Source organism: Bartonella sp. CB10SXKL (genome assembly GCF_042195515.1).
Classification (GTDB): domain Bacteria; phylum Pseudomonadota; class Alphaproteobacteria; order Rhizobiales; family Rhizobiaceae; genus Bartonella.
Genome location: NZ_JBHION010000016.1, coordinates 1 through 24,009 on the forward strand (window position 1 = coordinate 1; position 24,009 = coordinate 24,009).

The 24,009-nt window shown below is 38.3% G+C and carries 11 protein-coding genes; all 11 read right to left on the minus strand.

Annotated features, from left to right (window positions below; translation table 11 throughout):
* The coding region (locus tag ACFIK3_RS08060) for a hypothetical protein (RefSeq protein WP_375676517.1) at window positions 1-3,400 on the minus strand (3,400 nt) is incomplete at its 3' end.
* Between the two features lie 158 nt (window positions 3,401-3,558).
* Entirely contained in the window at window positions 3,559-3,945 is a 387-nt protein-coding gene (locus ACFIK3_RS08065) for a hypothetical protein (RefSeq protein WP_375676518.1), read from the minus strand.
* Between the two features lie 15 nt (window positions 3,946-3,960).
* Window positions 3,961-4,233, minus strand: a complete 273-nt coding sequence (locus ACFIK3_RS08070; protein ID WP_375676519.1) for a hypothetical protein — start codon at window positions 4,231-4,233, stop codon at window positions 3,961-3,963.
* A gap of 247 nt (window positions 4,234-4,480) precedes the next feature.
* Window positions 4,481-4,633 carry a hypothetical protein gene (locus ACFIK3_RS08075; RefSeq protein ID WP_375660161.1) on the minus strand — a complete coding sequence of 51 codons (153 nt, stop codon included), beginning with the start codon at window positions 4,631-4,633 and terminating at the stop codon, window positions 4,481-4,483.
* Window positions 4,634-4,682: 49 nt separating this feature from the next.
* On the minus strand, window positions 4,683-4,961 hold the full coding sequence (locus ACFIK3_RS08080) for a hypothetical protein (RefSeq protein WP_375676520.1): 279 nt from the start codon (window positions 4,959-4,961) through the stop codon (window positions 4,683-4,685).
* On the minus strand, window positions 4,943-5,305 hold the full coding sequence (locus ACFIK3_RS08085; protein WP_375676521.1) for a hypothetical protein: 363 nt from the start codon (window positions 5,303-5,305) through the stop codon (window positions 4,943-4,945). Before ACFIK3_RS08085 ends, ACFIK3_RS08080 begins: the two co-directional genes overlap by 19 nt.
* A 95-nt stretch (window positions 5,306-5,400) precedes the next feature.
* Window positions 5,401-5,655, minus strand: coding sequence for a hypothetical protein (locus ACFIK3_RS08090; RefSeq protein WP_375637801.1), 255 nt, complete (start codon window positions 5,653-5,655; stop codon window positions 5,401-5,403).
* A 755-nt stretch (window positions 5,656-6,410) separates the two neighbouring features.
* Window positions 6,411-9,530, minus strand: a complete 3,120-nt coding sequence (locus tag ACFIK3_RS08095) for an autotransporter outer membrane beta-barrel domain-containing protein (RefSeq protein WP_375676522.1) — start codon at window positions 9,528-9,530, stop codon at window positions 6,411-6,413.
* A 439-nt stretch (window positions 9,531-9,969) separates the two neighbouring features.
* Complete coding sequence (locus ACFIK3_RS08100; RefSeq protein WP_375676523.1) at window positions 9,970-12,654, minus strand: autotransporter outer membrane beta-barrel domain-containing protein; 2,685 nt, start codon at window positions 12,652-12,654, stop codon at window positions 9,970-9,972.
* Between the two features lie 1,172 nt (window positions 12,655-13,826).
* Window positions 13,827-16,952 carry an autotransporter outer membrane beta-barrel domain-containing protein gene (locus ACFIK3_RS08105; RefSeq protein WP_375676524.1) on the minus strand — a complete coding sequence of 1,042 codons (3,126 nt, stop codon included), beginning with the start codon at window positions 16,950-16,952 and terminating at the stop codon, window positions 13,827-13,829.
* Window positions 16,953-17,624: 672 nt separating this feature from the next.
* Window positions 17,625-23,996 (minus strand): autotransporter outer membrane beta-barrel domain-containing protein, encoded by a 6,372-nt coding sequence (locus ACFIK3_RS08110; RefSeq protein WP_375676525.1) that lies wholly within the window; start codon window positions 23,994-23,996, stop codon window positions 17,625-17,627.
* Window positions 23,997-24,009 lie beyond the last annotated feature (13 nt).

A 24,009-nucleotide genomic window follows, 5' to 3' on the forward strand; every position in this document is an offset into this window, starting at 1 on the left:
ACCCAGAAGGCTTTGGTTCAACAGGGGCAGAAGGAGGAGAAACAGAATCTGGAGATGAAGTGTCCTCCGGAACAGAGAGCTCAGATGGACGAACCTCATCAGTAGAATCTTCAACTGGAACAAACGGTGCAGGCATAGGTTGCACAAAAGAAGGGTCCTCCGGAACAGTTGGTACAGAAGGACGTACAGGTTCAACAGGCGCAGAAGGAGGAGAAACAGAATCTGGAGATGAAGTGTCCTCCGGAACAGAGGGCTCAGATGGACGAACCTCATCAGTAGAATCTTCAACTGGAACAAACGGTGCAGGCATAGGTTGCACAAAAGAATGGTCCTCTGGAACAGTTGGTACAGAAGGACGTACAGGTTCAACAGGGGTAGAAGGGGTGGGGACAGAATCTGGAGATGAAGTGTCCTCCGGAACAGAGGGCTCAGATGGCCGAACCTCATCAGTAGAATCTTCAACTGGAACAAACGGTGCAGGCATAGGTTGCACAAAAGAAGGGTCCTCCGGAACAGTTGGTACAGAAGGACGTACAGGTTCAACAGGCGCAGAAGGAGGAGAAACAGAATCTGGAGATGAAGTGTCCTCCGGAACAGAGGGCTCAGATGGACGAACCTCATCAGTAGAATCTTCAACTGGAACAAACGGTGCAGGCATAGGTTGCACAAAAGAATGGTCCTCTGGAACAATTGGTACAGAAGGACGTGCAGGTTCAACAGGGGCAGAAGGAGGAGAAACAGAATCTGGAGATGAAGGAGATACCGGAATAGAGGGCTCAGATGGCAGAACCTCATCAGTAGAAGGAGACTCTGGAACAGTTGGTACAAAAGGAACTCTAGGTTCAACAGGCACAGAAGGAGTGGGAACAAAATCTGTAGATGAAGTGTCCTCCGGAATAGAGGGCTCAGATGGCAGAACCTCATCAGTAGAAGGAGCCTCTGGAACAGTTGGTACAAAAGGAACTCTAGGTTCAACAGGCACAGAAGGAGTGGGAACAAAATCTGGAGATGAAGGAGATACCGGAATAGAGGGCTCAGATGGCAGAACCTCATCAGTAGAAGGAGACTCTGGAACAGTTGGTACAGAAGGACGTACAGGTTCAACAGGCACAGAAGAAGTGGGAACAGAATCCGTAGATGAAATGTCCTCTAAAACAGAGGGCTTAGATGGCAAAACCTCATCAGTAGAAGTTTCAACTGGAACAAGCGATGCAGGCATAGGTTGCACGGAAGAAGCGTCCTCTGGAACAGAGGGGACAGAGGGAAGTGCAGGCGAAACAGGGGCAGAAGGAGTGAGAGTAGAATCCGTAGGAATAAATGTTTCAGACGGCTCAGATGTTTCAGGCAAAGAAGGTGTAGATGGTATAAGTGAAGGCTCAACAGAAGGAGGTTGTTCAGGCGCAATAGTTTCTGATGGCCGTTCAGAAGGTATAGTTTCTGCTTCAGATTTAGGTGGTAAAACTGTGGACGTAGGCTTAATAGACGGAACTGAAATAGATTCAGAAGGATCTAATTCAGGATTAATGTAAACACTTTCGAGACGAAAATCCCAAAAATCTCCTTCCCCTTCAACCAATCTATTTTCGGGACTTGCTTCTCCAGAAGAAGAACCAGGACCATAAGCACGAAGTTTATATTGATAAGGAAATCCATTTATCGCAACATAATCATTCAAAAGCTTAAAAGTATCTTCCTTTGCTTTTCCAAAAACCTGAATAATCGAAACACTTTGATGACTTCCGTCAATCACGTTTGTATCTGAAGCTTTTTGAAATTTTTCCATTCCAATGAGCGTGGTTCCCAAAACATCACCATAGATTAAAACGCGATCAGTTTTTTGAGGATCAAATGAACCATCATTATTCATAAATGTGCTCATCTTAATCCGAGAATTACCTTCCGCACTGTATACTTTATTGTATACGTCATCCACACCCGCTGTTTTACCAATATCATCTAATGCATAAACATCTTCTTTATTGTATATTTTCTTTCCAATATGCAATGTTTGATAATCTTGAGAGACATATTTCTCAAAAACAAGCGTACTATCAAGGAGACTCAAAGTAGAAAGCGATGAAACCGTAACATCCTTTTCTTCTAAACCTTGATATTTACTTTTAGTAAGATACCATGTTGAACCATTTTTTAACTGTAAATCTACGCGAGACCTATCTTCAATGCGCACTCCCCCTATAAGGGTTGAAGAATATGCTTGAACAAGAAGAGAAGAATCTTTTTCAGTTTTTATTAATAAGTCACCAGAGATTTTTGTATCGTCCAATAGTTCAAGGGTAGCTTTAGCTCCAAAACCATCAGTCCCAGTGCTATAAATGGCGATACCTTCTGGAACTGTAAAGTTTGTCTTTGATAACTGAACAAATGCCTTTCCTATAATGATATTTCTGCCTTGTAACAACATTTCATTAGTTGAATCAGCTATTCTAAACCCTTCCTCTGGTTCTAATCCATAAAAATACAGACCATGTACTCCTTTACCCTGCACAGAAACATTGGATTTGTTAATCTTAATATTTGTCTTCTTAAATTCATCCGATGAACTAAATGCTTTCCACAACAACTTTTCTTTATCATTCACATCAACCGAAGAATTTTTCACCAAAAAACCATGCATATCACTCAGTTCAATAGAACTATTACTCAATTGAACATTACTTCCTTGAGAGACATCGAAAGCTTCTGGTATTTTATCAAAACCTTCCTCATCGACGATAGTAGTTTTTTGTTTTCCTTTACCCTTAATGATAGTACTATCGAAATTATACCCTCCCCCATAAAATGATGAAAATCTACCTTTCCCATTAAATGTAACAGTACTGCCTGACATCCTAATCTTTGCACCAAGTCTACTCACAAACCCGATATCTTGCAGGTTGTCTGGCTCAATCTCAATCTTTACACGCACTAAAGCAATATCCGCTTCTTCACCCAATGCATACATAGCGTGAGAAGTTTCCGTAATTGATCCATCTGTCATGCTAATGACCGCATTTTCAGCATGAAGAGCACGTACATTCTTAAAATTTGAATTTTTTAGATTAAGACGCGCACCATATTTTGCATATGCACCATATGTCAATATTTGACCTGAATCATCGCCATAAACATTTATCTGAGATGCATCAACAACTGTACCTGCTTTTTCTACATATATAGCCTTAATAGGAGCAGAATCAGGAGCATGTTCTTGAGAACTTTTTAAATTATAAGTTTTATTTTCAAGTGTATGTTTTTTACCATCACTGCACGTATAAAAGCTCCCTGTTTCATCACAGGGAGCTGCAAAAGCATGAAAGCCAGCATTAATATTTACAACCCAAAAAAAAGAAAAAGCAACTGTTGTAAAAGTCAACCTATAATTTTTAAATATATTAACCATAACTCTTTTGCAAATCCTTCTCCCCCGCTTTATTTAAAAGTGAATGAGATCTGAAATAATGTTAAGTTAAACATATGAATAGTTTTAAGTATAACAAATAAATACTTGCTTTGCAATTCATAAAATACTCTATATTTATGTAAATGTTATTCTATATTTCAGAATATACATAAAAGCGTAGTGTAAACCGCATGAAAAATCATCTCTGAAAAACCAGTTTTACTAAGACGATGCTGATAGGTTAAATCTCCGTGCAATAAAAAATTTGAAGATAACTGAGCATTACCCCCCATTCCAGCTTCTAGAGAAGAACCACCCCCCCCTAATTGGAATTCATCTCCAAACTGTACACGTTGTTTTCCTCCAAAACTCATGGCAAGATGAAACTTGCCATTGAAAGAAACAACCAGAGCCTCTTCAGAAGCAGCAAGCGTCTTTCTTAAAGACCCGCCAACACGCATCACCCACAAATCAAGTTTTTCTATTTCAATATCAAAACCATCAATATCAAAACCATCAATATCAAACGCCTGATCAAACCGCACATTTTGATAAACAACCTAAACCTGCGGTATCAAAATAACCCCTTTATGTCCTGTCATAAATGACTTACCCGCAATCAATAAAGCACTCAAAGGTGTTCCCTTCAATGTTGTTGTCTTGCCTCTTGCCTCTCGTGAGAACATTCCCTTTAAATAAACCATAGGAAAAAAGACCCTCGATATAAAAGCCTGTATCATACTGCATGCTGCCATATGTGTAATAGACCATTTATCAAATGTACTTTTTGTTTTCTTCAACATCTTGAGGTTGTAGAGAATTTTTTCCATCATTCCCCATTATTCCAAAGCTTAAAGTGTGATGTGTATCCTCAATCGCATTGAGCAAGACACTTGCCTCTATAGCGTTATAATTCAAATTTCCACCATAACCATATTGAAACTCAGATAGGTCAGAAACATAACGATAACTTCCACCGTAACCTCGCACAAAAAGTGCAGGATTTTTTATCTTTTTCCCCTAAAGTCCCAGCAGCAATACGCAATGTTTCCAGCTGTTTATTGTGATTGTTCATATCCATCAAACCAACCTGAAACAAGCATGAGGCATCGATAGATAAGCTGAAACTTGCGGAACAACAGCTTTAATGCCCTCTTCAGGATAAAGAACAGAAGCATCATGATCAGCTAAAACATTATTATGATGAGTATGAGTACTTAAAGAATGAGACACATCATTTTCCAACCGCATATGATGCAGATGAGAAAGTTTCTGAACATATTCAGTTCAAGTCGGAAATCCCAAAAATCTCCATTATACTCAATATTTTTCTCTTTAACGGATCCATCCCCACCTTTACCTGTCTATGAGAAAAATTGGGACCATAAGCACGAACACTATATCGATAAGGCGCTCCTCTTAGAGCAACATAATCTGTTGTTAATTTAAAGGAATCATCCGCAGCCTTTCCATAAACCTGAACAATTGAAACACTGAGGCTGTCTTTTTTATCGTCTTTTTGCTTACCTTTGCTCTGGTTCTTTATTTTTTTTGAAGCCACTGTAACATCGACATATGCACCTTACTTTTTCCATAAACATCACCATAGATAAGAAGTTTATCAGCTTTTATTCCCTTGCTTTTACCATTTGCAGTAAGATATGCATTAACATATAAGCGTGCGTCCTCTCCTACAACGTAAGCATGATCTAAACCATAATCATCATCCAATCTCCTAACACGAAGTGTCTGATAAAAATCATTTCTTGGTTTCTGAAAGAAAATAAAACTATCAATAAGCCTTACAAAGAAAATAGATGAACCTACACAATATGGAACTTTTTTATGATTATTTTCAAGCGCATTTTTATTTGCTCTTACAGTCCATAGAGATTGATTGAACAACTCAACACTACCATAAGAACCTTTCTCAACATGTGCTCCTCCTGCAAGAAAAGACGCATAGGCACCAAGCGCAACAAATGAATTATTTTTGACATCTAATAACCGATCAGCAAAAAATACGCGAACCCCTCTGATGCCGTAATATAAGGATACCTCCTAGCATCGTTACTATAAATAGCCGTACCATCAAGAACATGAAGAGCAGTCTTTTTAAATCGAAATTCACCTAAACTTATAAGAAGCACTCCCTCTTGATATTCATGTTGAGAAGTACTTCCTCTAAAATGCAAACTATGAACCCTTTGTCCCTGAAGAATGATCTCTGAGTTTTCAAAAGAAACCAAAGACATAGAACTATCTCGAAACTCAAATCACCTTTCCTTAAAAACCGGTTTTGCACTTTCAATCGCTATGTCATGAACATCAGAAACCTGAATCTTACCTTCATCAAAGAAAAAAACCGCTCTGCTTCACACCAAACACAGATTGAGATAACTTGGCATTTCTACCACTTTTCTTTTCGCTATTTCCTATAATAGAACTCTTTTTAAAAGAAGTTTTATTGTCTTTTGACACAACCACTGCTGATGTAATCTTCTCAGATCTATTTAATTCTAAAATTCCACCAATTCCTGAAATGCCTTTTCCCCTTTACTTTTTTCCGGCTTAATAACTATGTTATGAGATTGTATTGTAAAAATAACACCTGTAGTCCTTCCTATCCAATCCACTCATATATAACTTATTACGACTTCCAAAAGTACAAGCAGCACCAACTGTATCACACGAATACGATTTAAAAAGAGAATTACATGAGGGTTTATAACCTTCTGCACTCACATCTATATTGTGCGCGAAGAAAAAATAGAGGTCGTAAGAAAACACACACATGGCGTTTTAATACTTTAATCATAATTTAGTCTAAACTTTCTTTATTTTATCTTCATAAAAAATCGAAAAGACACCTCTGGTTCATCTACTTATTATGTGCCGTCATAATAAGTTGTTTTGTATTATACATAAAGTCAAAAATCAGAAAATAACACTATAAAACCATGCTTTGTACTTATATTTTCCACAAAGGATATATTAAAGGAAAATACAATTAAAAGTGATAGCTTAATCCACCAGAAAAATGCGTTCCAGAAAATCCGGCATTCGTAAATTTATGCTGATAAATCAGGTCGCTATGAAAAATAATTTTTGGAGATAATTGCGAAAAAACACCAAATCCAGCTTCTAAAGAAGACCCAAAGGAACCAAGCTGGAAGGCATCTTTAAAATATACAAATTGTTTATCATCAAAACTACGAATGAAATGAAGCTTACCATAGAATGAAAGAACATGTGCATCTTTAGTAAATGTAAGTGTCTTCGTTAAATACCCACCAATACGCATCCCCCAATGATCTGGGCTTCGCATATCAATATTAAAATTATCAATATCACGAGTCTTATGAAACTGGAGATTTTGATAAACAAACTGAACTTGTGGTTCAAAAATAAAATATCGACTGCCGATCATAAACGTTTTACCAGCAGTTAAGGAAACACTCAGCGGCTTACCTCTCAATGTAGCTGTTTTACCTCGCTCAAGTGTGAGAACATTTCCATTAAACAAACCATAAGAAAAGAGACCATCCATATAAAGACCCGTATCATGCTGCATGCTTCCATATGCCGTGATTGTCCATTTATCAAATATACTTTCTTGACTTTGTTTAACCTTTCGAGGCTGCAAAGAAAGCTTGCCATAATTCCCCATAATCCCAAAAGATGTCGTACTGTATGCACTTTCGATTTTCTTGAGTAAAATATTTGCCTCTAGTGCATTATAATCAAGCTCACCGCCATAATCACCATATTTAAGTACAGATAAATTTGAAGTATAACGATGATGTCCACCGTAACCGCGTAAAAACAAAGCGGGATTTCCATCATTTTTCAATAACCGACCAGAAACAGTTCGCAGCGATTGCAACTGCTTGTTTTGATTACTGATATCCATCAATCCAGCATAAAATAAGGTATTTGGCACAAGAATATAAGTCAGAACCTGTGGAACAACGACTCTCACATTTGGCTCAAAATGAGAAGAAGGCTCAAAAACAGATGCCGGAACAGAAAAACTAGACGCAGGTGGTGCAACAACAGAAGGAGTGGGTGAAACATGCGGCGGAACAGGTGAACCAGATGCAGGTGGTGCAACTGGATTAGATTCAGCAATAGCGGGAATAACAGGTGCAAGAGAGGAAGGAGGATGGGGGATCTCAAGCACAAAAACATCAGATACATTAGGTGTGGTCGTAAGATGGAAATCCCGATCAGGAGAATCTACAGGAGAAGAAAGACTTGGCTCCTGAGGTTTTTGCTGAGAGTTAGAATCAATAGAACCATCCTCTCCTCCAGTAATATTAGGATAAATTTTAGGAAAAGAAGGAATATCATCAGAAGAAGGAGGGACAACCAAATCAAGAACGGGAAAAACTTTAGTGGGATCAAGAGAGGAAGAATCAACAAATTGACTTTCGAGGCGGAAATCCCAAAATGTTCCAGAGTTTTTAAGCACTCTTTGATTTGAATCTGCTGCCCCTAAAGTAGAGCCTGGACCATAACTCTTAAGATGATACTGATAGGGGGAGGCTTCAAGTGTGACATATCCCCCCTTTAACTGAAAAGAATCTTCAGCAGCTTGTCCATAAACCTGAATAATGGAAATCCCCTGATTATTACCACCATCTCCCGTCAATGCCCCTGAGCTTCCAGGAACACTATACACATGGACTGTCGTCTTTCCTTCAAGATCACCATTGATTAAAAGCCGGTCAGTTTTTTGCTCTTGCAGAGCTCCCCCTTTATCCAAATATGCATTAAGATAAAGAAGCGCATCGCCTTGTGCACGGTAAACAATCCCCGATCCTTTTCCGATAAGAAGTGTCTGATAACCATCAGTCGTTTTGGATTTTAGTTCTTCAAAAATAAGAGAACTATCCATAAGATTGACCGATGAAATGAAGGAATAGTCCCCTAAATTAGAACCAGACGCATCAGAATTTTGCAATTTGTCATATTTTGGTCGCGATAAAATCCATTTTGAACCATTTTTTAACTCTATCTTAGCCGTAGAACTTCCATCAACATGTGCGCCTCCTACAAGGGTAGAAGCATTAGCCTCAATCTTTACATTGGAATGCTCAACAGCTTTCAGGAGTGAATCTCCAGAAACTGTTGAATGTTGTGAGAGTTTAATAAAACTTTCGAATTGGCGGCTATAAATAGCCGTACTTTCTGGAGCCATAACGGTTGTCTTTGTCAAATAGACAGTCCCTTTTCCAGGCATAATTGTTTTTTTATCATTTAAGACAGCTTCCCAAAAAAAGCGCATGCCATTAAATGCATTCCCTCTCACAAAAACATTGGAATATTTGATATGAGCAGTATTATTATCATTCCCCTCCAAGGCAATACCATGCGCTCTAATGACATTAACGTTTCCCTTCTGGAAATTAAGAGAGCCTTTCCCCTGCAGCATACTAAAAGCAGAAGCTTCGCGATGATTACCTGTATTTGTCCCCTGTTTTCCCCTCCCTGTAATAGAAACACCATCTAAATTAATTTCTCCTTCTCCTCCTGTTTGAACACCAATACCACTGGTAAAATCAATTTTTCCTTCTTTCATATAAATTTTTGCATCATTATGACTCAAAAGACCTATCGCATCAGAAGATGTCTTAATCTCTGTCTTGGTCAAAGAAACAAACGACCCTTTACCCGCAACACTGATCCCCATTCTGGTTGCTTTAATCACCCCATCCTGCATCTCAAAAGCCCCCTCCTCATTAACATCGCCCCCTATCGACACGTTATTTAACATGGAATCAAATAGAGCAACGCCTCCCCCATTTGAGGACTTTACAGCTGTTGTCCAAGCGTTTGTTTCTGAATGTCCATGTGCATTCGAAACACCGTTAATGATTATAGCCTCTCCCTCAATGACTGTATCTTTCCCTGATGCCTCTATGGCAGCATCAGAACTTTCACCCGTAAGTTGATAAGTTTTCTTGGAAATTTCATGCGTTTTACCATCATTACAGCGATAAAATGAAGCACTTTCGTTACATGAATATTGCTTCTTCTCAGAAGAAGTCTCACCTGCATCAGTATTGTATACAAAGAAAAAAATAACCGTTGTAAAATGACATAAAGAGAGATGATTTTTAAACATAATTTTCTACAAACTTTCTTCCCCTTCCCTAAAAACAAAAAAAACGCGTTCTGTTTAATAACTTTGGTTACGCGTAATAATTTAAAATACGTTTTGTATTTTATATATCGACCACATGTTTTATGTAAAGCCAGAATCTCAAAATATCACAATTTAAAATTGTATTATTTATAAATACGCGTAAAAATATAAATAGAAATTCTACCCCAAAGCGATGGTTTCAAGAGAATTTAATAAAAATACACTCAAAGAAGAAAAACAGCATAAAAAGCGAAAACTGCAAACCAGAAAGCCTTATCTTGTTTCTAAAAAGAAACAAACTCGCTCATGCAAAAAAAAACATTTTTTTAAAAAGCTTATTTAAAAAGTTGCAAACAAATAATAAAAAGCCACAAGCATAGCTTGTGGCTTTTTAAACAACTTACCCCAAGATGATCACCTAAAAACGATAGCGCAATCCACCAGAAAAACTGATTCCAGAAAAACCACCTTTGCTCAACTTATGCTGATAAACCAAATCACCATGAAGCGCAAATTTTTGAGACAAGCGAGCATTAAGACCTAATCCAGCCTCTAGAGAAGAACCAAAAGCCCCTAATTGGAAAGAATCTTTAAAGCGCACAGCTCTTTCTTTGCCAAAATCATGGACAAAATGAATCTTTCCATAGAAAGAAACATCACGATCTTTTTCAGGTGCAGTAAGAGTCTTCTTCAAACGACCACCCACACGCACCATCAATTGATCAAGTTTATCCATCTCAATATTAAAATTATCAATATCGCGGGCCTCATTAAATTGAAGATGTTGATAAACAACCTGAACCTGTGGATCAAAAACAACACCTTCATATCCTGTGGCAATTTTCTGACCACCCATTAAGGAAACACTTAAAGGGTTACCCTTCAATGTTGCAGTCTTACCCCGAGCAGTTGTCAGAACATCTCCCTTAAACAGACCATAGGATAAAAGACCATCAACATAGAATCCTGCATCATGCTGCATACTGCCATAGACTGTAGCAGTCCATTTATCAAATGTACTTTTTTGGCTTTGTGTAACATCTCGAGGCTGTAGAGAAAGCTTTCCATAAGACCCCATAACCCCAAAGGATATAGCACTGTCAACATTTTCAATTTTTTGTAGCAAAACACCTGTCTCTAGCGCATAGTACCCTAGATCTCCCCCATAACCATATTTAAGCGCAGATAAATCTGAGACATAACGATAACTTCCACCATAGCCACGCAAAAATGAAGCAGAATTTTCACGAATTTCCAACATTCCACTAGGATGAGTCCGTACTATCTCCAACTGCTTGTTTTGATTGCTGATATCCATTAAACCAGCATGGAATAAACTATTTGGCAAAAGCAGATAAGTTGGTACCTGAGGAACAACAGATCTCACACCTCGTCCAGATGGGAAAACATTTTCAATCTTAGAAAGACTATCCGCAGAAGACACCGGAACAACATCCGCAGAAGACGCACGTGCAGGAAGTGTACGCTCAGAAACCATAGAAATATGCCTATAATCAGTAAATGACTGAACATTCCGGCTTTCTAGGCGAAAATCCCAAAAATCTCCCTTACCTTCAACAAGCCTTTGAACAGAATCCGCTTTTCCTAAATGGGATCCTGGACCATAAGCATAGAGCTTATACTGATAAGGCAAGCCCTCCAATGCAACATAATCACCATCTAACTGAAAAGATTCCTCCTCTGCTTTTCCAGAAACCTGAATAATAGAAATACCCTGGTTATTTCCACCACTCCCCGTTTTCCCTCCTGGACTTCCTGAAACGCTTTGCATATGTATTATTGTTTTTCCTTCAATATCACCATAAATTAAAAGCCTATCAGTTTTCTGATTTCTAATCGCTCCCCCCTTATTTAAATATGTATTAAAGTAAATATGCGCATCACCCCGCGCTTGATAAACAACACCTTCTCCTTTTCCAATACGAAGTGTTTGATAATCACTCATTGTATTGTCTGTGTTTTTTTCAAAAACAATAGAACTATCAATAAGCTGCATCAATGAAACCAATGAATCACCTATAGAACCAAAGTTGCGTAATTTTTCATTTCCTGATTTTGACAGCGATAAAGTCCATTTAGAACCACCTGTTAACCGAAATTCAGCAGAAGAGCTTTCATCAATATGCACTCCCCCGACAAGCACAGAATCATTAGCTGAAATCTTTACTAAAGCGCCCCCTTCAGCCTTCAACAATAAATCTCCAGAAATTTCAGATTTTTCTAAAAGTCTAATACGACCACCGGATTTGTTGCTATAAATAGCTGTACTATATGGAACTTTAAAAGAAGTCTTTCTCAAATACACCTCCCCTCGCATAGGTAAATTCGTCTTTGGCAAACTTCCAAATAAATCTTTCTCCCCGAAAAAAGTATAGGAATCCTTTTTTACAGAAGCGCTTTCTGTGTGCTTGTTTCCAGCTTTTTCGCCTTCCACAAAGCGTATGCCATAAGACACATCACTATTTACGGAAACGTTAGAATGTACAATATCAACCCAACCTTCTTTTCCCAGCAATGATATACCGTGGGCATTAGCAACCTTAACGTTACTTGCCCCGTAATAAATAGAACCACCTTCTTGGGTCATCTGAAAAGCTGAGCCTTGTTCATGATTGTCTAAATCTATCTCCTGAATACCATTATCGATAATATAAACGCCCCATAATCCAACTTTTCCCCATTCTCCTGTATGAACCCCAATACCACGAGACAAATGAATTCCTCCACTTCCTATCTCAACATTTCCATAATTATCCGCCTTTATACCATACTTCCAAAAGTTTTTTTTCAAATCAGTATTTTTATCCGAAATATCAGTAATAAATATATTTTGCCCATCCACCAATGTATCTTTTCCAGATACTTCTATGGCCACTTCTTTAGCTTTATTTTCCTCAGTTTTCTGATAAGTTTTATCATGAATGACATATCTCTTACCATCAGCGCACCGAAAAGGTATAACATTTTCAGAACAAACGACATTTTCAAAATAAATTGCATGCACATCAACATTGTGTGCAAAAAAAAGAAATGCTGTTGTAAAAGTACATAAGGAGAAACGTTTTTTAAATAGATTTACCATAATTACACCACAATTACGCCCCACTACAGAGCAATACATAACGTATAAAAAACTTAATTAGAAAGATTTAATACATTTTGATTTAAAAACAAGAGGATTATTAATATTTTTTGTGTTTTATGTAAATATGAAATTAAAAAATTACTCGAAAATACAATCTAAATCTGTTGCTTTTACAAATAATTTGCAAAATATAACTGAAAAACGACAGAAAAATCACCTTTAAAGTTGTTATTCAAAAACACCCTTAATCAGTTAACATGCATTAAAAACACCTACTTAACTGCTGTCTAATCACCCCCCAGAGCTGACATAATCAACATCCTCACGATAGATCTTATATTGAAACAATATGTACTTTGTAAGCAGACAAAACATATGCCAAAATTGAGAAACAAGAGTTTACATATGCCTTTTAGGCAATATTCATGGCAAGATAGCCTAATAAAGGGTAAGAACATGTAAAAATCAGTTCCGATTTTACTATCTCCTTTTAATTCAACTTTACAACAGTCGAAAGCATTCAGAGCCGTACTTTTAAAAAGTGAAGATGACACATGACTTCATCCTGTTATTTATCGAATTCCTTTAAAGAAAACATATTTTCCAAAACAATATATCATTGTGTTTCTCATTCACCAATTTTCTCAGATATATCTCATTATTTCCATCCCCATTTCACAACGACAGCGGATATAATATAAAAGTTCATCGGATACAGTCCTCATCGCGCCTGAGTAGCATCTTTGTCTTTGCCAATTTCTAATATTGTAAATCATCTCCTCTTAATATAATTCCCCAAATTATATTGACTCCTTTCTTAAATGATTATCCACCTGCCAATTTTACATATAATAGACAAAGGAATGCTTTTTATGGATTCATCATAAGAGCATTGAAAATATTTCAGCACCCTAAATTAAAAATATCTTTATAAATCAAAACATTATAAATGATATAATAATCACTCTGAAATACGCGTTTTGAAACAATAACGTACAAGCCTTCAGACTTTTCAAAAAAATGAAAGAAGTCCAACCTAAAAGCATATTAAAGATATGCAAAGTCACACTCTCGTAAAAATGCTATAACACAAGATGAATAGAGAATGAGAAAAAGCCACAAGTACAACTTGTGGCTTTTTGAAAGATTAATCAAAAACAGGAACAACACTAGAAATGATAACGCAATCCACCTGAAAAACTCGTTCCAGAAAAACCAGCTTTCGTTAGTTTGTGCTGATAAACCAAATCGCCGTAAAGCGCAAATTTTTGAGACAATTGGGCATTAAAACCTAACCCAGTTTCTAATGAAGAACCAAAAGCACCTAGCTGAAAAGCATCTTTAAAATGCACAAATTGTTTTCCTTCAAAACCATGAGCAAGATGAAGCTTGCCATAGAAAGAAATAACTTGAGCCTCATCAGTAGCGACCAGCCTCTTTGTTAAACGCCCCCCAACACGCCCTATCCATTGATGAAGCTTTCCTAAATCAATATCAAAGCCGTCCACATCACGCACCTTATTAAATTGAAGATATTGATAAACAACCTGAACTTGAGGATCAAAAACAAAACCGTCCTCTCCTACCATAAATGTTTTACCAGCAGTCAATGAAGCACTTAAAGGATTTCCCTTTAATGTTGCCGTCTTGCCCCGTGCGGTTGTTAGAACATCACCCTTAAAAAACCCATAAGACACAAGACCATCAACGTAAAAACCCGCATCATGCTGCATACCACCATATGCTGTAACTGACCATTTATCAAATGTACTTTTTTGACTCTGCTCAACATTCAAAGGTTGCAAAGAAAATCTCTCGTAAGCCCCGATAATTCCAAAAGAAGTGGAACCATACGTATTTTCGATTGCTTTCAGCAAAACACCAGCCTCTAGTGCATTATAATCAAACTCGCCGCCATAACCATATTCAAGCGCAGAAAGATTTGAAGTATAACGATGATTGCCGCCATAACCGCTCACAAAAAAGAAAGGATTTTCACGACTTTCTAATAAGCCCCCAGAAGCAATTCGCAAAGCTTCTAATCGCTTATTTTGATTGTTAACATTCATCAAACCAATATGACGTAAGGCATTAGGCAAAAGGAGATAAGTCGGAACCTGCGGAACAACAGCCTTAACGCCCGGCTTAGGACGAGGATGAGGCTCCGGAGCTGGTTCTGGAAAAGGTTCTGGTCCTGGAATGGGATCGGGATCTGGTTTAGGTTTAACATCAGAATCTATAGATCTACTTTCAAGGCGGAAATCCCAAAAATCTCCGTTCCCTTCAACTAATCTTTGATCCATGTTTGCTTTTCCCAAATGAGACCCTGGACCATAACTATAAAGCTTATACTGATAAGGCAATTTATCTAATGCTACATAACCACCTTCCAACTGAAAAGAATCTTGCTTTGCTTCTCCAGAAACCTGAATGATTGAAATACCTTCAGCATTCCCCCCCTTTCCCGTATATCCTCCTGGACTTCCTGCAACTCCATGCACTTGGAGCTTTGTTTTTCCCGAAACATCACCATGAATTAAAACACGATCAGTCTTTTGATGATCAAGAGCACCACCACTATTCAGGTATGTATTAAGAGAAATAGAGGCACCGCCCTGTGCTTTATAAACTTCACCCTTTCCCTTTCCCACACGAAGGGTTTGATAATCATCAACAGAAGAAGATTCGTGTCTTTTAAAATTAATAGAGCTCTCATCCATAAGACTCACGAGTGAAATAGAAGAATCATGTGCAGCCTCGTGTTGATCTTTTTGCAACGGTTGTTGTAAAATCCATTGAGAATGACCTCCTAAATAAAGCTCAGCATTAGAATTTTTATCAACGTGTGTGCGACCCTCAAGAGTAGAAGCATCCGCCAAAACTGTTATAGAAGCACCTTCCTCAGCTTTTAATAAAAAATTCCCTGAACGAAGAGTGCTGTGTACCAACCCCACCGCACCAGAAATCATGTTTTTACCATAAAGAGCCGCATCGTCTAAAACAGAAAACTCTGTTTTATCCAAATTAACAACTTCTAATCGTGGTGGAACTTTTTCTTCCTCTGATGAAATTTCTTCTTTTTTATCCCCACCTTCACTCCATGGCTTCTCTCCCCGAAAATAGATACCATAAGATCCCTTACCCTTTACGGTAACAGAAGAGGATTTCATATTAACTTCAGTCACAGGAATCTTTGAATCAGAATCCTCATTTGATAAATCTTTAACTTCCTGAAGAGGAATAGAATTGACTATATTTTCTAATAATATGCCATGGATACCCCCACCAGTACTAACAATAGTACCCTCTAAATTAACAGCCCCCCCTAAATCCATATGCACAACCGCACGATCCTTACCTTTATCACCCTTCCCAGTAATTTTAACATTCTCGAGATTTACTTTTCCACCTAACATCGAAGAAATCCCATGGCTGTTCATAAAATCAACTGATCCACCTGACATCCAAATTTCTGAATGATCATAACTTAAAAGACTTGCATTCCCATTAGCTGTCTTAATTTCTGTATCTTCTAAAAGAACAAACGATTTCTCTGTTGCATCAACACCCTCATGACTTGCCTTAATCTTTCCATTTTTTACCTCAATCACGCCATCACTCGCACGAAGGGCTATAACTGTATTTTTGATAATCGGATCTTTCAAAACAATCTTACCGTTCTCTAATACATGTACCCCCATTAGAAAAGTTTTATCAGCAACTTGACTACTAACCGTTACATCCTCTCCGCGAACTTCTGTACCTATTCCTTTCACCGTTATAGCAGTAGGATTTTCAGGATAATTGGAAGCGTTCTCATTCGTAATCTTATAAGATTTATTATCAATTTTAGGCTTCCCTTTAGACTCCCCGCAATTATCGCATATATAATACAACCCATTATAGTAATAAAACCCACGCTTTATACCTCTTTCATCAAAGCCTGCATCTTTAACAGAGTTATCTATATGACCATTATTTGATCCCTCCATTCCACTCAACCCACGATAATCACTTCCCCCACGAATACCCTCATCGTTATTGCCAACAGGAATCATATTAGGAGGATAATAATTCTGCCCACTCTCTCCACTAAGGGGAGGCATATACGCATTACTCCCACTAAGATGAGGACCAGAAGTAACACTAATACCGTTAATCGGAGTAACAGTTATAACATAAGGTTTACCGACCTCCTCTGTAGCGGCATACACTTCTCTTCCATTTTGAAGCAAAGAGAGGATAGCGGTTGTACAAGCACATAAACATACATGATTTCTAAAAACTTTAATCATAGTTCCCTCGAAACTTTCCTTCCCCTCTCATTAAAAACAAAAGCACTTACAAAACACCCCATTGCACACCTCAAAAATACGAAAAGTGTAACAAAAGAACATGCCTCATGCTCATCTGAACTGTGCAATGAATTATCCCAATAAATTTGGCAAAAGCTCTACGCCAAAACCACCTATAAGAGAATAGTTACAAAACACACTTTATGAGTGTATAATGCATTCTGTATTTCGTGTAAAGAAAAAATAAAACCGGTGCGTGCAATTAATTAAAAACACAATCAAACCTTGTGAACTTTAAAAATTAATCCACAAGGAGACGAATGAAACAATGATTTAAATCAGTAGAAAACAAACGCTCAAAAACGAGCTTTAGAAAACATCAAATATTATATTAGATATCAATATAGTACCAAAAAGGATAACGTAACGCATACCGGTCTGCTGAACGCTTAAAAAGCCGATAAAAGCGAAGCACTCTATCGCATCAGTAGCAGCATAAATTTTAAGAAAATTCGCTTTAGCGGAGAAAAGTACTCTCATGCATAAAACAAACTATGTCTTTTTTGCTTAATAAAGAAGACGAGATTTTTTAAGAACAACACAAGTTGTTATAAAGAAAAAAGGCAGCACAATGTGCTGCCTTTTCTAAAAAAGTACATAGTGTACCTTATATTAAAACTGATAACGTACTCCTCCGGAAAAACTTGTTCCCGAAAAACCAGCCTTATTAAGCTTATGTTGATAGAGAATATCAGCATGCAGAGAGAACTGTGGCAACAATTTGGCATTAAAACCTAATCCAGCCTCTATAGAGGAACCAAAAGCTCCTAACTTGAAAGCATCATTGAAATGCACAGACTGTTTTCCTTCAAAACCATGAGCAAGATAAAGCTTACCATAGAAAGCAATAGCATTCACGCCTTCAGAACCTGTAGGAATCTTGGTTAAGCGTCCACCAACACGTGCTACCCACTGATTAAGGTTACCCATTTCAATATCAAAATTGTCAATATCACGAGCTTTATTAAACTGGAGATGTTGATACACAACCTGAACCTGCGGATCAAAGACAAAACCCTTATATCCTGTCACAATTGTCTGACCACCAGCTAAAGAAACACTCAAAGGATTACCTTTTAATGTTGCTGTTTTACCCCGTGCAAGGGTGAGAACATCACCTTTGAACAGACCATAGGATAAAAGACCGTCGACATAGAAGCCAGCATTATGCTGCATGCTACCATATACCGTAGCAGTCCATTTATCAAATGCACTCTTCTGGCTTTGCTCAACATTCAAAGGCTGCAGAGAAAGCTTTCCATAAGTTCCCATAACGCCAAAGGATATAGCACTGTCAGCATTTTCAATAGTTTGCAGCAGAACACCTGCCTCTACACCATTATAACTAAGATCGCCGTCGTAACCATATTCAAGTGCGGAAAGATCTGAAGCATAACGGTAACTTCCACCATAGCCGCGCAAGTATAAAGCGGGATTTTCACGAACCTCTACCATTCCTGTAGAAGTCATCCGCAACGTCTCCAATTGCTTATTTTGATTGCTAATATCCATCAAACCAGCGTGGAATACGCTATTAGGCAAGACAAGATAAGTTGGAACCTGTGGAACAACAGACCTTACAAATTGTTCAGGAAGGGCAGCAGATCCAACAGACTTAACATACTGATTTTCTAGACGGAAGTTCCAAAATTCTCCACCATCCTTAACAAATTTCTGCTGAACATGCTCCTGTTTCGAAGTCGCTTCTGGACCATAAGCACGAAGAGTATATTTGTAAGGTGAGTTTCTCAGTGCAACATAATTGCCATTGAGTTGGAAAGAGTCTTTCTTTGCTTGACCATAGACCTGAATAATTGAAACAGTATGAGCAATCTTGGCATTCGCTTTACCATCTCCTACATTGCCCGCATCACCTCGTACATGTATTTTTGTTTTTCCAGAAACATCACCATGAATTACAAGCCGATCAGTGACTTGCTGATTATTCGGATCATGAGGATTTAAACGTGCATTGAGATGAATTGCAGCATTACCCTGTGCAGCATAAACTGTTCCTTTCCCATTTCCAATATGGAGAGTCTGATATTTTCCTTCAGATTCCGAAGATGCAAAATCAATAGTACTATTTACAAGACTTACAGAAGAAACGCATGAATCCACACATCCTAAATCTGGAGTACCCAAATTCCTCTGTGCACTTCTTTTTAGAATCCACTCTGATTGATTAATTAAATCTAATTTTGCATAAGAACTTTTATCAACGCGAACATCGCCTTTAACAATAGAACTATCAACCAAAACCGATATATTGGAATCATTGTCAGCCTTCAACAACAAGTCACCAACAAGAGTTGTTTTATTTTCTACTGAAACATGACCACCAGAATTATTACCATAGATCGCTATACCCTTTGCAACTTCAAAACCAGTTTTCTTCAACGAAACTGTCCCTGTTATGCCTATAGGTGTTTTCTCCTGTTTGGATACAGCGCTCCGCTTAGCAACAATTGCTTTCTCAGTTTCTAAATCCTTACTTCGATTTTGTTGACTCTCTTCTTTCTGTGTTACTCCATCAAAATATATACCATAGGTTTCATCACCTTCTACTTTAACAATAGAAGACTCAATATTTGCGCGATTCACAGTAGGACGAGCCTCAGAAGATCTCCTTTTCCTAGAAGTCCCCGTTTCAACCACATCATCACCCTTTATAACCCACAAAGCATGAGCATCAGTCACAACACTCCCATTTTTGAAATCAACAGAACCATTATCACTCAACAGAAAAGCTGCACTCCCAAAGCTATCTGCGGAATCTAACTTACCCTGTCCTTTTTTCGCAGTAATGTTAACTTTGTTTAACTTAATGCTTCCCCCAGCTTCTGAGCGAACAGCCACTCCATTTGTCAGCATAATCGTTCCAGAGTCCATAGTTACCTCACCAGCCTGACTCGCCAAACCAGCCACAGCCAAATCCCCCGTCACGTTAATTTTCGTATCCTTCAAATCAATAGATGCCCCAGAATCTGCGAAAGCGCCCACATAATAAGCATTAACTGTTCCATTGTTCATCTTAATCTTTCCGCCACTTTGCGCTTCAAGCCCAATCACAGAAGAGGTAATTGTTGATTTATTATTCAAAACAACTTCTGCCCCCTCTTCTGCAAGCACAGCACTCACGGCATATATTTTATTAAAATCAACATTATTTTTGCTATCAGAAAAATCCGCACCACTAATTCTGGCTCCCTCTAACTTAATAACCGTATTTTGATTTTTTACATGCATAGGATGCTGAGTTTTATCACTTGCCTTCAATATAAGGTTGGTTATTGTCCGAGATTGACCATCACTACATGAATAAGGAGTTTGCAACGCCTTCCCACCATTATTCTGTGTAACATCACACGTAGAAGAAACACCCTCCTGCTTTATACCATTGGCTAATACAGTATACACAACCTCAGGCTCTTGCGATTCAGATCTAAGTGTGTCGGCTCCTTTATTGTAAAGTAGAACACGCGCTACAGGTTTACCATCCTTCTCCCTAGAGACAGGATTCTTTTGCTTAGATTGCTTAGATTTAATAGACTTAACTAGGGTAGAATAAACCTTAGGCTTGTTAGTTTTTCTAGAAGCAGCAGGCACTTCAGTCGTAACATTTCTCAACGAAGAAGATCGAGAAGCAGAAGATGAAATCCGTTCTTCAGTTCCAGAAACTGAAGAAATTCCAGTCAAAGGACCTAATTCCACATCAGAAGCGCCTGTGTCAGACCTTCCAAGTACAGAACTCCCCAGCGTAGAAGATTGAGGAGCAGAAGATATAACAGCCTGAGACGGAATTAACACAACCTTTGTACTATTACTCTCTGTAATATTACCTTCTTCTTCTACTATATCATACCCTACATCATTAGATTTCGCACTTGAATTATCAAGAGGAACAATACTTAAAGTCTCACTATTTTCATCTGTTAATCCATCTTCTGTTTCCAGTAATAGAGTAGATCTACCTTCACCTACATAATTCACATCAACTGCATCAGTATCACTATGGACCGCTGTAGCATATTCTACTTCATTTTGACTATCTGTTCCATTAGGAGAAGTATCTACACTTCCCTCAACAATCTCCTCAGTTGTCAAAACACTTAGTGAAGCAGATGGAGTATGTCCTGAAACTTCAAAAGTTGGAATAGAATTCCCATCAGACACATCAACTGAATCCACGGCAGACTCTTCTACATCAGATCTCCCAAGCAGCGTAGGATTGCTAGACAAAATAGAAGCAGTAACTTGATCAAGTCCTGATGAAGAATCTAATTCTGAAGAACCATTTACCCCAGATACAATATATTCACCTTCAGATGGCAAAACATCAAAAACAACAGTTTGCGCTTGTGTATTACGAGGTCCATAAGCTATATGCCGCCTCTCACCATCTTCTAATTTACTTTCTAAGCTGAAAATCCACACTGTATCAGGTTTCTTTTCAACTCCCCTTGAAGTACTGGAAAATCTTATTGGACCAGACGCCCTAAGAACATATTGATAAGGTGATCCCTGCAATGTGACATATCCATTAGCAAGTTCAAAAGAATTTTTTTGTGCATCTCCATAAACTTGAATAATTTGAAGAGGGGCAGGTCTTTTTCTATTTTCCTCCTGTTCATTTTGATTTTGCACACCTTGACGCTGAATTTTGTCTCCATTTTTTAGTTTTCCATTTAAAGTGGTGATGACAGAATTATCATTTACATACAACTTTGTTTTTCCAGAAACGTTGCCATAAACCAAAAGCTTATCAGATACAAGCTTAACGTTATCTGAGTTATCAGAAACAAAATTCACATTGACATAAAGCTTGGAATCTTCCTCAGCATGCCACAAACCGTTAGCTTGATAATCTACACCTCGTCTATATCCAACTTGCAGTGTTTGATAACCTTCATCTTCACTCCTTGGAGGCAAAAATACAATACTACTATCTGACAACTCTATCGATGAAAAACTTGAATCTATACGATTTTTACCTGTTTCCGATTGCTTCTGATGAACACTTTTTGTTAAATACAATCCTGACTTAGACAAATAAAGCCTAGCACTTGCATTCTCATCAACACGAGCTCCACCTATAATCGAAGATCTATAAGCGTGCACGAATAGATTAGAACGAGATTCAGCTTTTAAAAATAAATCACCCCAAAGAACGGTATTCTCTCCTAAAATGACAGCACCATTTACATCACCACCATAAATAGCTATACCTTGTGGAATTTTAAGAGTGGTGTTTTTTAAAGCAACCATCTGCGCTTTATTATCATTGTTTTCATCTATTATGGTTTCTCCTTCCCCTTCTGCAGCTACCGTATTAAAATATATGCCATAAGAATCTTTTCCCGCTATTTGAATAGTTGATCCTTGAATATCAGCTTTAATCTTAAAATGACTTTTATTCTCTTCATCCCCCGTAATACTTTGTATATATTGCAAACCCTGCGAATTACCCTTAGTCCAATTTATAGTAGAGAGAGCATTACCAAGAGCACCCCTCGTAGCGTGATAAGTATCATAGAGTGCATTCAGCTCAAGCATTTCATCCTTTGTATAAGGAGAATCACCATTATCATTACGCTTATCATCAATAACAAAACGATCCTGCAAAACACCAATCCCAAAAGCACGATCATCTATTGGGGACTCTAAAATCTCATTAGAACCACTAGTAACCCAAAGAGCAACTGCATTAGAAGCCTTAACTTCTCCTTTATTAAAAGAAATAAGACCTCCATCTGACAAGAAAATAAGATTTGAAGGACTTTCAGAATCAGAACTCTCTTGCTCGCTTATCCCATTTGGAAGCTTAATATTAACCCTTTCTAATTTTACAATCCCTTTATACCCCGATACAACTCCCACCCCACCTTGAACAAGATTAATCGACCCAGATTGCATCATTATTCCAGACCTGCCAGAACTTTGTAAACCAATTCCAACAGTATAAAAATCTACTCCATTGAGAAAAACAAACGACTGAAAATCAGCAGACGCTCCTATCCCAGTATAATAGATTCCTCCACCCTTCATATGAACCCTTGCCTCGCTTTGAGCATCAACCCCAACTATAAATTTCTTAATATTTGAATTTTCTAGCTTAATATTTGAATTAAGCGTTGCTAGTGCTCCCGCCCCAAATTTTTGATTAAGATAATCATTCAAATCATCAGAATCATCATTTTCATTAGAATTTAAAACAATATTACCTTCTGGAAAATCTACCCCCCTAATAGATACTTGCTCTAACTCAACAGTTGTCCCTCGAATTGAATACGAGACTTCTTGCTCACCCGCTTTATACCCCTCTTTCCGAGTAACCTGTCCTGTTGCATGCACAGCGTTATCGCCAAAGCTCGACACATTAATAGTACTTCTCTTTAGCTTATGAAGCCCCCCATCAGAACAGAGCACAGAGTTACGGGTCACGAAACTCCCATCACATTGATTTGCAGCAGGAGCAGGAGGGAGACCACCAACGCCAACGCCGCCAGGGACACCACCAACGCCAACGCCACCAGGGACACCACCAACACCAACGCCGCCAGGGACACCACCAACACCAATGCCGCCAGGGACACCACCAACACCAACGCCACCAGGGACACCACCAACGCCAGCGCCACCAGGGACACCACCAACGCCAGCGCCACCAGGGACACCACCAGCGCCACCAGCGCCACCGCCAGCATTAGGAGAACCACTGCCACCCTTAACTGGGCTAGCAACTTGTGCTAAAGGAGCTTGAGGTAATTCTGCTACTTCAGGTGCAGGTGCAGGTGCTTTAGGTGCAGGTGCAGATTTAGGTGCAGGAGATTTTGATGAACTTCCGAAAGATGGTATCAGAGATGTAATTGCAGATATTGACCACCAACTATTCCCCATAGAAGCATCTACACCTTGTAAAAAGAAGAAAGCACTTGTTGTTAGTGCGTACAAACGTGTACGCTTTTTAAATACATTGATCATATGTCAAACTTTC